General features: G+C 49.8%; 12 protein-coding genes. 6 read left to right on the top strand and 6 right to left on the bottom strand.

Annotation, left to right across the window (positions count from 1 at the left end; genetic code table 11):
* Positions 1 to 10: 10 nt before the first annotated feature.
* Together HA050_RS10825 and HA050_RS10830 are read right to left on the bottom strand one after the other, a co-directional pair.
* Positions 11 to 433 (bottom strand): ExbD/TolR family protein, encoded by a 423-nt coding sequence (locus HA050_RS10825; RefSeq protein WP_099399441.1) that lies wholly within the window; start codon positions 431 to 433, stop codon positions 11 to 13.
* Between the two features lie 9 nt (positions 434 to 442).
* The gene (locus HA050_RS10830; RefSeq protein ID WP_099399440.1) at positions 443 to 1,051 is read right to left on the bottom strand and encodes a MotA/TolQ/ExbB proton channel family protein; all 609 of its coding nucleotides are present in this window, start codon (positions 1,049 to 1,051) and stop codon (positions 443 to 445) included.
* A gap of 508 nt (positions 1,052 to 1,559) precedes the next feature.
* Between HA050_RS10830 and xseA the strand changes: the two genes are divergently transcribed.
* A complete protein-coding gene (gene xseA, locus HA050_RS10835; protein WP_166825708.1) occupies positions 1,560 to 2,915 on the top strand; it encodes an exodeoxyribonuclease VII large subunit in 1,356 nt (451 codons plus the stop codon).
* A 46-nt stretch (positions 2,916 to 2,961) separates the two neighbouring features.
* Here the strand turns inward: xseA and HA050_RS10840 are convergent, their stop codons facing one another.
* Complete coding sequence (locus tag HA050_RS10840) at positions 2,962 to 4,134, bottom strand: PilT/PilU family type 4a pilus ATPase (RefSeq protein ID WP_166825711.1); 1,173 nt, start codon at positions 4,132 to 4,134, stop codon at positions 2,962 to 2,964.
* Between the two features lie 266 nt (positions 4,135 to 4,400).
* On the opposite strand from HA050_RS10840, the gene HA050_RS10845 reads away from it, so the two are divergent.
* From HA050_RS10845 to HA050_RS10855, 3 genes are all read left to right on the top strand, one after another.
* Positions 4,401 to 5,330, top strand: a complete 930-nt coding sequence (locus tag HA050_RS10845) for a Nudix family hydrolase (RefSeq protein ID WP_166825714.1) — start codon at positions 4,401 to 4,403, stop codon at positions 5,328 to 5,330.
* 3 nt (positions 5,331 to 5,333) lie between these two features.
* Positions 5,334 to 5,759 carry a hypothetical protein gene (locus HA050_RS10850; protein ID WP_166825717.1) on the top strand — a complete coding sequence of 142 codons (426 nt, stop codon included), beginning with the start codon at positions 5,334 to 5,336 and terminating at the stop codon, positions 5,757 to 5,759.
* Between the two features lie 274 nt (positions 5,760 to 6,033).
* Positions 6,034 to 6,537 (top strand): M48 family metallopeptidase, encoded by a 504-nt coding sequence (locus HA050_RS10855; RefSeq protein WP_166825720.1) that lies wholly within the window; start codon positions 6,034 to 6,036, stop codon positions 6,535 to 6,537.
* An 85-nt stretch (positions 6,538 to 6,622) separates the two neighbouring features.
* Here HA050_RS10855 and cysG read toward each other — a convergent pair whose 3' ends face one another.
* Positions 6,623 to 8,005 carry a siroheme synthase CysG gene (gene cysG / locus HA050_RS10860; RefSeq protein WP_166825723.1) on the bottom strand — a complete coding sequence of 461 codons (1,383 nt, stop codon included), beginning with the start codon at positions 8,003 to 8,005 and terminating at the stop codon, positions 6,623 to 6,625.
* A 181-nt stretch (positions 8,006 to 8,186) separates the two neighbouring features.
* Between cysG and HA050_RS10865 the strand changes: the two genes are divergently transcribed.
* Together HA050_RS10865 and HA050_RS10870 are read left to right on the top strand one after the other, a co-directional pair.
* Positions 8,187 to 8,489: a c-type cytochrome gene (locus HA050_RS10865; RefSeq protein ID WP_166825726.1), complete on the top strand. Its 303-nt coding sequence runs from the start codon at positions 8,187 to 8,189 to the stop codon at positions 8,487 to 8,489.
* A 225-nt stretch (positions 8,490 to 8,714) separates the two neighbouring features.
* Positions 8,715 to 9,470, top strand: a complete 756-nt coding sequence (locus HA050_RS10870) for a type IV pili methyl-accepting chemotaxis transducer N-terminal domain-containing protein (RefSeq protein WP_166825729.1) — start codon at positions 8,715 to 8,717, stop codon at positions 9,468 to 9,470.
* Between the two features lie 18 nt (positions 9,471 to 9,488).
* On the opposite strand, the gene HA050_RS10875 is transcribed toward HA050_RS10870, so the two are convergent.
* Together HA050_RS10875 and recG are read right to left on the bottom strand one after the other, a co-directional pair.
* A complete protein-coding gene (locus HA050_RS10875; protein ID WP_166825731.1) occupies positions 9,489 to 10,055 on the bottom strand; it encodes a putative metalloprotease CJM1_0395 family protein in 567 nt (188 codons plus the stop codon).
* 139 nt (positions 10,056 to 10,194) lie between these two features.
* Entirely contained in the window at positions 10,195 to 12,216 is a 2,022-nt protein-coding gene (gene recG, locus HA050_RS10880; protein ID WP_166825734.1) for an ATP-dependent DNA helicase RecG, read from the bottom strand.
* Between the last annotated feature and the right edge of the window lie 171 nt (positions 12,217 to 12,387).

A 12,387-nucleotide genomic window follows, 5' to 3' on the forward strand; every position in this document is an offset into this window, starting at 1 on the left:
AACGCGATCCTTATTTGGCATTCGTCTGAGTAGCAAACGTCAGCTTGCCATAGCCCGCCAATCGCGCAGCTTCCATAACATTCACCACACTCTGATGCGCACTTTGCGCATCTGCATTAATGATAATCATGGGGTCCTGCGTTTCACCTGCGGCCCGGCGCAAGAGCATAGCAAAATCATCGGCCGTACTGAATGTTGCCGCATTGCCGTTCACGCTATACTGGCCATTTGCTGAAATCGCCACATTAATCGTTTTGGGCTGATTCTCTGCCGTTTTTTCAGCATCAGCGGTGGGTAAAGTGATTTTCAGCTCGGCGAACTTGGAATACGTCGTGGTTGCCATCAGGAAGATCAAAATAACCAACAGCACGTCGATTAACGGCACAAAGTTAATTTCTGGTTCTTCGCGATTACGGCCTTTACGAAAATTCATGATGTGCCCTTAATTGCGATCGCCGTGCACAATTTCAACCAGCTTCACAGCCTGCTGTTCCATTTCAACCAGGTAGCTGTCAACCTTAGTGCGAAAGAAGCGGTAGAAAATCAATGCAGGCACAGCCACCATAATCCCGAAGGCGGTATTGTAAAGTGCAACGGAAATACCATGAGCCAGGGCAGCAGGATTAGCGGCCCCCGCAGGCGCTTGCGAGCCAAAGATTTCGATCATACCGATAACCGTACCAAAGAGTCCCAGCAAGGGCGTTACAGCAGCCAAAGTGCCCAGCATAGGCAAATAACGCTCAAGTTCATGTGAAACCGAGCTGCCCACTTCTTCAATGGACTCTTTCATAATTTCACGCGAACTGCGTACATTCTTAAGGCCGGCAGACAACACCCGTCCTAATGGGCTGGAGCTTGAGAGCTTGGCCAGCATTTCTGCACTCACACCACGGCTGCGATATTCTTGCACAACACTCGCAAGCAAGCCTTTTGGTAAAATCTGGCTTTGGCGCAGTGTTAACATGCGCTCGATGATGATGGTGACGGTAGCAATAGAAGCGGCAATAATCAGCCAGATCGGCCAGCCGGCCGCTTCAATAATAGCAAGCATAATAGTTTAATCCTGAGAAGCGATTAGAAGCGCGTCACTTTAACGGTAATCACGGGCCGGGGGAAGCGCCGCACTCAAGTGCAAACATTTTCCTTAGCCGGCATCAAAATGAGCAACTTCGATTGACAGATAAAAAAAGGCCCAAATCTACCAGATAGACCTTATATAAGCTTACAAAACGGTCGTTAAAGCCTGGCGGCTAAAACAATAAGCGCAGCATTTTAACAGCAGACTGCAAACAAACAAAAACAATAGCTAAGCCCGTGATCTGAAATGGTTTTTTATTTGTCAATACACTGTGGATAACTTTGTGCACAAAACGCCCAAATAAGCCTAATCACCATAAATAGCAGCCATGCACTCGACTACACCTGCTGCACAATGATTCATTAATATATTTTAAAATCAATAAGTTACAACAAAACCCTCTACTACAACTCTCACTATCTGACGCAGATCGTTAGTTTGAGCCATTTTGTGGATTAAACAGAGCCAAATCGAGATTGTCATGAATTTGTCAAGTACAAATAGCGTCATTTTAACCATCGCAGAACTCAACCGCCGCGCCAAAACGCTGCTGGAAAATGGTTTTCCTTTGTTGTGGGTAGCAGGAGAAATTTCAAATTTTAAGCGCTATGACTCCGGCCATTGTTACTTCAGCTTAAAAGATGCAAATGCTCAAGTAAGGTGCGTGATGTTTAGAAACCGGGCAGCCTTAATTGATTTTCAGCCCCGTGAAGGCATGCAGGTTGAAGCCCGTGCGCTGGTTTCGTTATATGAAGCACGGGGTGATTTTCAGCTCACCATCGAAGCCCTCCGGCCAGCGGGCCTTGGCGCACTTTTTGCTGCCTACGAAAAACTCAAACAAAAGCTCGAAAGCGAAGGCTTATTTGCAAGTTCACGCAAAAAAGCGCTGCCTGTATTTCCACGCGCCATTGGTATTGTCACATCACCCGCAGCGGCAGCGCTTTCAGACGTAATCGCTACACTTAAACGCCGCATGCCCAGCCTGCCCATCATCCTTTACCCAAGCCCCGTGCAGGGGCTGGACGCTGCGCCGCAAATTGCCAGCGCCATTCGCAAGGCAAATGAGCGAAAAGAAGTGGATGTGCTGATTGTGTGCCGCGGCGGAGGCAGCCTGGAAGATTTATGGGCGTTTAATGAAGAAATTGTTGCCCGGGCCATTGCAGCCTGCGATATTCCAGTCGTCAGTGGTGTAGGGCATGAAACAGACTTCAGCATCGCCGATTTTGTTGCTGACGTACGCGCCGCAACCCCCACGGCCGCCGCCGAATTAGTCAGCCCCAACCGCAGCGAATGGCTGGCAAAACTCGCCAGCCAGCAAGGCCTGCTGCACAGATCCATCGAGCGGCTGCTGCAAAGAAAAATGCAGGAAACAGACACCTTGTCGCGTCGTTTACAGCACCCTGGCGAGCGTTTGCGCCAGCAAAAAAGCCACTTGCAAGCGCTCAGCCAGCGTTTACATTTACTGCCGGTGCGAATACTGGAAAAAAACAATTACCGCCTGAAGCAACTCTCACTGAATCTGAGCCATCTCAAACCCAGACCAGAGCAACAGCAAGCACAACTGCAGCGTTTATCCCGCCAGCTTTTACAAACCATGCCGCGGCTTATTGAGCAGCGCAGGCAAAAACTGGCCATGCTGACCGCCCGGCTTGAGCCATGGAACCCGCAATCGGTACTGGCAAGGGGTTACGCACTGGTCAGCCGCCCGGATGGCCAAATTGTGCGCCATGGTGCACAGCTCAGCCACGGCGAAGTACTATCGCTGCAATTTGCTGACAGCGCCGTTGATGTCATGGTCGTTAAAGACTCTGAACGACAGGGTTCACTTGAAATATAAGCACCAACAATGCGGGGTGGCAAAAAGCCATCCCCGTAATGATGCTTTACTCAGCCTTGCCTTCTTCCTCTTCAGGCTCTGCCTCTGCAACCAGACTTAAATGCCCCAGCTCATCATGCGATACATCTTTAGAATCTTTACTCTTTAATTTAACCCGCAAACGCAATTCATTAATTGAATCGGCATTTTTAAGCGCTTCTTCAAGGCTGATCCGGCCATCCTCATATAAATGAAACAGCGCCGAGTCAAAGGTTTGCATGCCCAATTCTTCGGATTTAAGCATCGCCGTTTTCACACCGCCCACATCGCCTTTAAAAATCATATCAGCGACCAAAGGCGAATTCAGCAAGACTTCAATCGCAGCCACCCGCCCTTTGCCGTCCGGAGTGGGGATTAGTCGCTGTGAAATCATGCCCCGCATGTTCAGTGACAAATCCATATAAATTTGCGGGTGACGCTCTTCGGGGAAGAAATTCACAATCCGCTCCAACGCCTGATTGGCACTATTGGCGTGAAGAGTACCCATGCAAAGGTGGCCGGTTTCGGCAAAAGACAGCGCGTATTCCATGGTATCCCGGTCGCGAATTTCACCAATCAGAATCACATCAGGCGCTTGCCTTAAAGTATTTTTAAGTGCAGCAAACCAATGCTTGGTGTCCCGCCCTACTTCCCGGTGCGTGACTAAGCAATTTTTACTTTTATGCACATATTCAATCGGATCTTCAATCGTAATGATATGGCCATGGGTGTTTTGATTTCTGTAATCAATCATGGCAGCCATCGTGGTTGATTTACCCGATCCCGTCCCCCCTACCAACAGCACAAGGCCACGTTTTGCCAGCACCACGTCTTTCAAAATAGGTGGCAATTTTAATTCATCAAAATCAGGAATCTTGCTGGTAATTACCCGTAATACCATGCCAACTTTTTCTTGCTGCATAAATACATTGACCCGAAAGCGGCCTATGCCCTCAGGGTTGATCGCAAAATTACACTCATAATCACGCTCAAATTCTTCAATCTGATCAGCGCGCATAATTGAGTAGGCTAATGCTTTGGAAATCACGCCATTTAACTTCTGGTTTCCAACAGGCGTTAACCTGCCATTAATTTTCATCGCAGGTGGAAAATCATCGGCAATAAAAAGATCTGATGCTTTATGTTGCAACATCATGCGAAGCAGATCATTAATCGTTTTACTGGCTTGTTCTGGTGCCATTTTTAAAACCTTTACACAAAGAGGCTGCTGATAGCGTAGTTGCTTCCACGCCCTGTATCTTATTGACTTTGCAATTAATCAGACAAAGCGACGACATGATACAGGCATTTTTCTTACGGCCAATCCCATGAATTACTGACAAAGAGAGCCTGTTCTTTAGCAGTACGTCCTTTTCCGGCCGATCCTCCGTAGTATTTACGTCAAAGCGGGAAAACCCGGAGTCTTGCTGTAAAATGCGCCGTTCCAAGCCCCCATAAAAAAGATTTATGCGCAAAATTACTCATGTAGCAGCTGGCATTTTATTGCGTGCCGATGGCACGTTTCTGCTCGGCAGCCGCCCGGCTGGCAAACCCTACGCAGGTTACTGGGAATTCCCCGGGGGCAAACTTGAAAGCGGTGAGAGTGAGCTGGACGCTCTGAAACGCGAATTAGCCGAGGAAATGGGTATAGCGGTTACGGCGGCAACACCGTGGATAGTACAAACCTTTGACTATCCGCACGCTAGCGTCCGGCTGTCTTTTTTTCGCATCAGTGGCTGGGAAGGCAAAATTACGGCACATGAAGGCCAGGAATTTGCATGGCAGAAGCCGGGGCAACTGAATGTTTCACCCATTTTGCCCGCCAACGGCCCCATTTTACGGGGCCTGGCCCTGCCTGATGAAATGGCCATTTCTAATATGGCCGGGCTGGGCGAAGCCGCTTTTTTAGCAGCGCTGGCAAAAAACAAACCGCGCTGGCTTATTTTGCGCGAACCCCAGCTCAATGCGGATCAATACCGCCAGCTTGCAGAAAAAGTGCTGGCCATTTGCAAGGGCCAGCAAACCCGCTTAATGCTGCATGATGCCAGCGAGCTGGCCATTGCCATAGGCGCTGACGGCGTACACTTACCCGCGCGCAGCCTGCTGAAACTGGAGAAACGCCCTGCACTCGACTGGGTAGGCGCATCCACCCACAATGCGGCCGAATTAAGCGCCGCCAGCGCACTCTCACTGGATTACGCCTTACTCGGCCATATCAGCCCAACGCCCTCTCATCCGGATAAAGCTCCGCTTGGCTGGGAAGGCTTTGACGCCATTATTCAGCAGGGCTGGCCACTTCCTGTTTATGCACTGGGTGGCATGAAACCCCATGATTTAGCCCTTGCCCAACAACATGGCGCACACGGCGTAGCCTTAATGCGTGCCGCCTGGATTTAAACAATGAACGTAATCAAATTCATGGGGGGCCTGCTCATTTTACTGGGGCTGGCACTGGCCATTATGGGCAATAAATTTGGCTGGTTTACGCCCGACAATGAGCCCGAAGCACGCCTTAATTGCCCTGTTTTTAACGAAGGCTGCGTCTTTCATTTTGAAGAGCAAGCGTATCAGGTTAAAAGCCTGGCACCGCTGAATGCAAATAAACCCGTGCAATTACAGCTGACAGGAAAAGCCCGTGTTGTTCACGCCAGCTGGCAAATGCAAGGCATGGAGATGGGACCAAATAACTATCGCTTAATTAGTAACGATCAGCTGCACTGGTCAGCACAAACCGCACTTCCTATGTGCACGAATAAACGCCAGGACTGGCTTTTAAAACTCAATATTGATGGCCGCAGCATTCATATTGCAACGGTCAGTCATTAGGGTCTGTTGACGTTTCATTCACAATTGCGCTGAGCCGGAAAACGGCCAGGCACAAGGCATGCGACGAAGGCAATAACCCGTTATTTCCGAGGAGCATAACGCAGTGAATGGCCGGTTTCCGGCTCAGCCCTTCGGGTTTAGCCCATTTTTGGGGCTGCACTGCGTTAAAAATCGCTAATGGTACTCGTACCATGTCGCAATTTTCTCCTTGTTCAGCCCCAAAAATGGGCCAAACGCAGCAGTGAATGAAACGTCAACAGACCCTGGGCCAGCAATGAATCAGCTTAAATATTTAGCCGCGTACCCTGCAGCAATTCAATCTCAAGTACAGCAACTGCTCGACAACAATCAGCTCGCCAGCGTTATTTTAAAAAAATACCCGGCGGCTCATGATATTAAAACAGATAAAGCGTTATACGATTATGTGCTTGATATTAAAAATGATTATTTGCGCAAAACAGAACCGTTAAGCAAAATCACTTTCGACAGCAAAATACATGTCATTAATCATGCACTTGGCCTGCATACGACCATATCGCGCGTGCAGGGCAGCAAACTAAAATCCAAGCACGAAATCCGTATTGCCTCGATGTTTAAAGAAGTGCCCATAGAATTTTTAAAAATGATTGTGGTGCACGAGCTGGCGCATTTAAAAGAAAAAGAGCACGACAAGGCATTTTATAAATTATGCGAATATATGGAGCCGCAATACCATCAGCTGGAATTCGATTTGCGCCTGTATCTCACTCAGATTGAGCGGTACGGGAAATTGTTTTAATGCTTTATTGAACATGCACTAAGGCCTGCCATCCGGCTCATCACTCTGAGCCGGACGATCTGACTTACCCCAGCGTGTTCAGCGGCTAATCAGCCAGCCACTTCAGCTTATCGTGCAAGCTCACCACTTCACCAATAATAATCAGTGCAGGTGGCTTAATGCCCTGATCAACCACCTTTTGCGCCAGATTGCTTAAAGTGCCCACCACTACCCGCTGTTTTGAAAGCGTGGCTTTTTCAACCATCGCTGCGGGCGTGTCCGGATTTCTGCCATGCTTTATTAACTGGGCACAAATTTTCCCGACCTGCGCCACGCCCATATACACCACCACCGTTTCTGTCGGGCTGACTAAGCGCGGCCAATCCAGCTCCACCTCGCCATCACGGCGATGCCCTGTAACAAAAGTCACCGATTGTGCGTAATCACGGTGAGTCAGCGGAATACCCGCATAGCAAGAAGCACCTGCAGCCGAAGTAATGCCCGGCACCACTTCAAAGGCGACCCCCGCCCCGGCCAGCTCTTCAATTTCTTCGCCGCCACGGCCAAAAATAAAAGGATCCCCTCCTTTCAGCCGCAATACTTTCTTACCCTGCAGGGCATAGCGCACCAGCAGCTGGTTAATTTCTTCCTGCGGCACAGCGTGGTTATTAGATTTTTTCCCCACATACACCCGCTCTGCATCGCGGCGAACCATATCTAAAATGGGGGCAGACACCAGATTATCGTACAGCACCACATCGGCCTGCTGCATCAAACGCAGAGCCCGAAACGTCAGTAAATCCGGATTACCAGGGCCGCAACCCACTAAATAAACAGCGCCTTGCAAAGGAGTATCCGCATCAGCACACAGCGATTCACTCAAAGCCCGGCGGGCAGCCTCATTCTGGCCGGCAAACACCATATCCGGAATAGGGCCGGCCAGTGTTTTTTCCCAAAACTGCTTACGTGCCCCCACGGAGAGTAATTTACTTTTGACTTCATCCCGAAAATCAGCGGCCATTTTTGCTAAATCGCCATAAGCATGTGGAATTAAAGCCTCCAGCTGAGCCCGTAAATTACGCGCCAAGACGGGGACACCACCCGAAGTGGAAATAGCTATCATCAAAGGAGAGCGATCTACAACAGCAGGCGTAATAAACCGGCAGCTGGCCGGATCATCCACCGCATTCACCAAAATACCGCGCGCTTCACAGGCCTCGAAAACATGGCGGTTAACTTCTTCGCTATTGGTTGCCGCAATCACGAGGCGTGTATTTTGTAATTGCGATTCATTAAAACTGGCCGCTAAATAAACCAGCTTATTATCAAGCACGGCCTGCACCAGTTCTTCACAAAGCTGCGGAGCAACAACCGTAATTTTTCCGCCAGCGGCAGCAAGTAAACGAATCTTGCACGCGGCAACATCCCCTCCCCCCACAACAAGGCAATGCTGATCATGTAAATTTAGAAAAAGCGGGAAGTAATTCATTAAGCAATAGCCTTAAAATCAATTGCCATCTAGTTTGAAGCAGTCTTTCTATGAATGCAAAATCACTCCCTGCTATACATATGATCTAAATCAAATATAGCAAAGCATCGCTTATGTTTAACTAAGGGGAAAAGCATGCTGTCTGCATTTTTCTTCACTTTAAGTAACTTAGGACTCTAAAATGAAAAAAGCCCTGTTATTACTCTGCCTGTTCAGCGCGAGCAGTGTTTACGCCATTGCACCAGCCGATTTAGCAAAAACCAAAAACTGCTTTGCCTGTCACACCATGGATAAAAAACTCATTGGCCCAGCTTATAAAGATGTTGCAGCAAAATACAAAGGCGATGCCAGTGCTTCAGGCAAATTAGCAGACAAAATTAAAAAAGGCGGGAGCGGCGTATGGGGAACAATGCCAATGCCACCTAATGCCGTGAGTGATGCAGAGGCAAAAGATTTAGCAAAATGGGTATTGAGCAGTAAGTAATTTACCCGACACGCCTGTTCACAACAAATATTCACGCATAATAAAAGCCGCCTAAACACACTAAATGGGTAATTTGCCTGCTTCTGCATCGCTATGGATAACGCTAAACTCCGGCTTTATTCCTGCTGAATATTTAAACCCCTGCTTCGGCTTATCCAGGCGGGGGTTGCTTGTTTTGGCTCAGATGCTAAACAGAAGCATGATTTTTTACTTTATGAGATTTTTATGCGTGCCCTATTCCTATTGCCCCTGCTTATTCTGCCTCTTTTTGCCGAGGCAGCCGTACTTACTGCCCCTGCTGCAATCAACACCATCAGCAGCCAGCGCATGCTGACCCAGCGTATTGTTAAAGCCTACTGCCAACAAGGCCGGGGCGTTAATCCCGATGTGGCAAAACAACAAATCAGCAGTTCAATTAATCAATTTTCTGTTCAGCTCGCTAATTTACTGGAAAGCATCTCCACTTCGGAAGGCATTGCCGCAGTAAAAAAGCAAGAAGCACAGTGGCAAACATTCCGCACTCTGGCCCAAACGCCACCTAAAGCAGATACCGCCAAGCAACTTGATGATATCGCCGAAGGAATGCAATACGATGCTGGTGAATTGGTTAAGCGTCTTGAAGCCTCTCTGGGTAAACCACAAGGTAAATTGATTCGCATCGCCGGGCGACAACGCATGCTCAGTCAGCGTCTGGCCAAAACCGCCTGCATGCAAAGCTGGCACGCCAACCCTGCTCTCAAGCTGCAACAGTCTCAGTCCCAGAAAGAATTTGCAGCAGGCTTAATTACTTTGCGTGCTTCATCACAAAACACGCCAGCCACCATCAAACAGCTTGATTTAGCACAGATGCAATGGGTCTTTTTAGAAAATGCGCTCAGCGGGCTCGATACAGAGGCAGACAATAACATCGCGACAACCAGTGAGCGTTTACTTGAAGTCATGGATAAATTAAGCAATCAGTACGAAAGACTGGGCAACTAGGCTGCTAATACCACCAGATCATGCAGAGGTTGCCAAAGTGCTTTTTGGATATTCGTTCTGCCCGTAATGAGACGCCAGTTTTTGCTCTGTCGGGCTGCGCTTTGCAATTTCTGCCTGCGCGTTCTGGGCCATTGCAGCGGCTGCTGCAGCAATAGCGCGATCTGCTCCGCTGGGATCCGCAGGGGCTAGTGCAGCCGCCTGAATGATTCTGGCTTTACTCAGTGTTTCTTCCGGGGTATTGCCAGGGCCCACATCAATTTTCACCTCTCCGCCCATGGCATATTGCTTGCCATCCGGCCCTGTTTCCATTGAATACGATGCACCGCTGGTAGCCAGGCCACCCGACACTGCTAAATGAGCCTGCTCGTGCTGGCGCACTTCCCGGTCACGCCTGGCCATATTTTCTACGGTAGCAAGCTCTGATTCGCTAAGTGTATTGCCACTGACGGAAGTTTGAGCAGACTTGGATTTTTTACTTAAATCAGGCGAATTTAAATCAGACGTTTTAGCCCCGGCAGCACTTATCCCGCGAAGCAAATTTAGTGCGTTACTGGAAGCAGAGGAAACAACGCCGATGCCGCTCATGATGAAAAAGGCCCGCATTTATGCGATATAAATAAATTATACCCCAGTAAAAATACAAAACCCCCTGCCTTTAATCGGCCACCCCTTGCAAAGTGCTATAAAATTTGATTCTGCACCAGTGATTAAAAACGCACTGATATCAAACCTTTAGCAGCAATTCCCTGCCTGGCAGCCAGCGATCCAAATGCAGCAGCGCTGTTGGCATATGATGAGCCAGCAGGTCTTCTGCCACAGCCCGCGCTTCTTCGAGCAAATCAGCGTCTTTTTCCAGATCAGCAAAACGCAGCATCGGTACGCCCGACTGCCGCACACCCGCCAGCTCGCCGGGGCCGCGAATTTCCATGTCTTGCCGGGCAATTTCAAAGCCATCGGTGTTTTCATAAATCACCCGCAAGCGGGACTTGGCCAGCTCGCCAAGTGGCGTGGTGTAAAGCAATACACACATTGAAGCATGCGCGCCGCGCCCTACCCGGCCACGTAACTGATGCAGTTGCGATAAGCCCATACGCTCGGCGTGTTCAATGACCATCAGGCTGGCATTTGGCACATCCACGCCGACTTCAATCACCGTCGTGGCAACCAGGACCTGTACTTCATTTCTTAAAAAAGCAGACATCACTTCGGCTTTTTCAGCCGTTTTCATGCGGCCATGCACGAGGCCCACCACCATGCCTTCCAATTCTTCAGTCAGTTGTTGATGGGTATCCACCGCCGTTTGCAATTGCAGTGCCTCAGATTCCTCAATCAGCGGGCAAACCCAATACACCTGTCTGCCTTCTTCAACCTTGGCAGCGATACGCTGAATGATTTCATCACGGCGTGCATCACTCACCAGTTTAGTCACTATCGGCGTGCGACCCGGTGGCAGCTCGTCAATCACGCTCACATCCAGATCGGCGTAATAGCTCATCGCCAGGGTGCGCGGAATCGGCGTGGCGCTCATCATCAGCTGATGCGGGCTGCCGCCTTTTTCACGCAGCGCCAGCCTTTGTGCCACGCCAAAGCGATGCTGTTCATCAACAATCGCAAGACCCAATTTTGCAAAAGTCACACTAGCCTGAAAAATAGCGTGCGTGCCCACCACCAAAGGCGCAGTACCCAAGGCGGCGTCTTCGATGGCATTGCGCTTGGCTTTTGCCCCTAATGAGCCAGCCAGCCAGGCCACTTTGATGCCCAGCGGCGCAAACCATGCGGATAATTTATTAAAGTGCTGCTCGGCCAGAATCTCGGTCGGCGCCATTAAGGCCACCTGGTAACCCGCTTCGATGGCCTGGCAAGCCGCCAGTGCCGCCACAATGGTTTTTCCCGAGCCTACATCCCCCTGCAACAAGCGCTGCATAGGATGAGGCTGATTTAAATCCTGAGTGATTTCCTGCAAAACTTTTTGCTGAGCGCTGGTTAAGGAAAACGGCAGGCTGGACAGCAAACCGGCCGCCAGCGTGCCCTCAGGCGCAATCACTGGCGCGGTTCGCTCGCGCCTTGCGGCATGGGCTGTGCGCAGGCTCAGTTGCTGCGCCAACAGCTCATCAAACTTTAAGCGCTGCCATGCCGGGTGTGTACGCTCGGTCAGTAAAATATGCGGGATATCCGGCGCAGGCGAATGAAGCAGCTGCACGCTGGAAGCAAAATCTGGCAAGTTAAGCGGTTCGGTCACCCTTGCTGGTAATGTGTCGCGCAAATCGCAATGCTTTAGCGCAAGACGAATCAGTTTAGCCAGCTGCAATTGATTTAAACCCGCCGTGGTCGGGTAAACTGGTGTTAAAGCTTCGTTCAGGCCCTTCTCATTGGCGGCACGTATTTTAGGGTGCACCATCTCGTCGCCCAAAAAGCCACGCCGAATCTCGCCATAAAGGCGCACCGTTTTGCCTGCCGCCAGCTGTTTTGCCACGCTGGGATAAAAATTAAGCAACCGCACATTCAGTGATCCACCCGCATCGCTTACCCGCGCCACAAGCTGCTTGCGCGGCTTATATTGCACCTCGCACGACTCCACCGTGCCCTCTACCAGCACCGACTGCCCCATAGGCGCATCCACCATGGGGTAAAGATGCGTTTCGTCTTCGTAACGCAGCGGTAAGTGCAGCACCAGATCAAAGGGGCGTATCAGCCCCAGTTTTGTAAGGCGGCTTTTTAGTGCTTCGGGTAAGGCGGCTAGATCCATGACTTTTGAACGATCGTTCGATTAAACGCTACTTTAGGGCATAAGCAGCGCAAGGGAAAGGGAAGAGATTACTTTAACGTGCAAATATGGATGAAGTTCTAATTAAACCACATTAAAAACTGCCACCTAAATCCTGAATTCATGCCGTTCAGGCTCTGACTTACAAAAACA

The organism is Iodobacter violaceini (genome assembly GCF_011601265.1).
GTDB lineage: Bacteria > Pseudomonadota > Gammaproteobacteria > Burkholderiales > Chitinibacteraceae > Iodobacter > Iodobacter violaceini.

What these genes read in the sequence shown, in the direction of transcription:
- HA050_RS10825 (WP_099399441.1), bottom strand. Translation starts at nt 433, where the DNA reads ATGAATTTTCGTAAAGGCCGTAATCGCGAAGAACCAGAAATTAACTTT.
- HA050_RS10830 (WP_099399440.1), bottom strand. Translation starts at nt 1,051, where the DNA reads ATGCTTGCTATTATTGAAGCGGCCGGCTGGCCGATCTGGCTGATTATT.
- xseA (WP_166825708.1), top strand. Translation starts at nt 1,560, where the DNA reads ATGAATTTGTCAAGTACAAATAGCGTCATTTTAACCATCGCAGAACTC.
- HA050_RS10840 (WP_166825711.1), bottom strand. Translation starts at nt 4,134, where the DNA reads ATGGCACCAGAACAAGCCAGTAAAACGATTAATGATCTGCTTCGCATG.
- HA050_RS10845 (WP_166825714.1), top strand. Translation starts at nt 4,401, where the DNA reads ATGCGCAAAATTACTCATGTAGCAGCTGGCATTTTATTGCGTGCCGAT.
- HA050_RS10850 (WP_166825717.1), top strand. Translation starts at nt 5,334, where the DNA reads ATGAACGTAATCAAATTCATGGGGGGCCTGCTCATTTTACTGGGGCTG.
- HA050_RS10855 (WP_166825720.1), top strand. Translation starts at nt 6,034, where the DNA reads ATGAATCAGCTTAAATATTTAGCCGCGTACCCTGCAGCAATTCAATCT.
- cysG (WP_166825723.1), bottom strand. Translation starts at nt 8,005, where the DNA reads ATGAATTACTTCCCGCTTTTTCTAAATTTACATGATCAGCATTGCCTT.
- HA050_RS10865 (WP_166825726.1), top strand. Translation starts at nt 8,187, where the DNA reads ATGAAAAAAGCCCTGTTATTACTCTGCCTGTTCAGCGCGAGCAGTGTT.
- HA050_RS10870 (WP_166825729.1), top strand. Translation starts at nt 8,715, where the DNA reads ATGCGTGCCCTATTCCTATTGCCCCTGCTTATTCTGCCTCTTTTTGCC.
- HA050_RS10875 (WP_166825731.1), bottom strand. Translation starts at nt 10,055, where the DNA reads ATGAGCGGCATCGGCGTTGTTTCCTCTGCTTCCAGTAACGCACTAAAT.
- recG (WP_166825734.1), bottom strand. Translation starts at nt 12,216, where the DNA reads ATGGATCTAGCCGCCTTACCCGAAGCACTAAAAAGCCGCCTTACAAAA.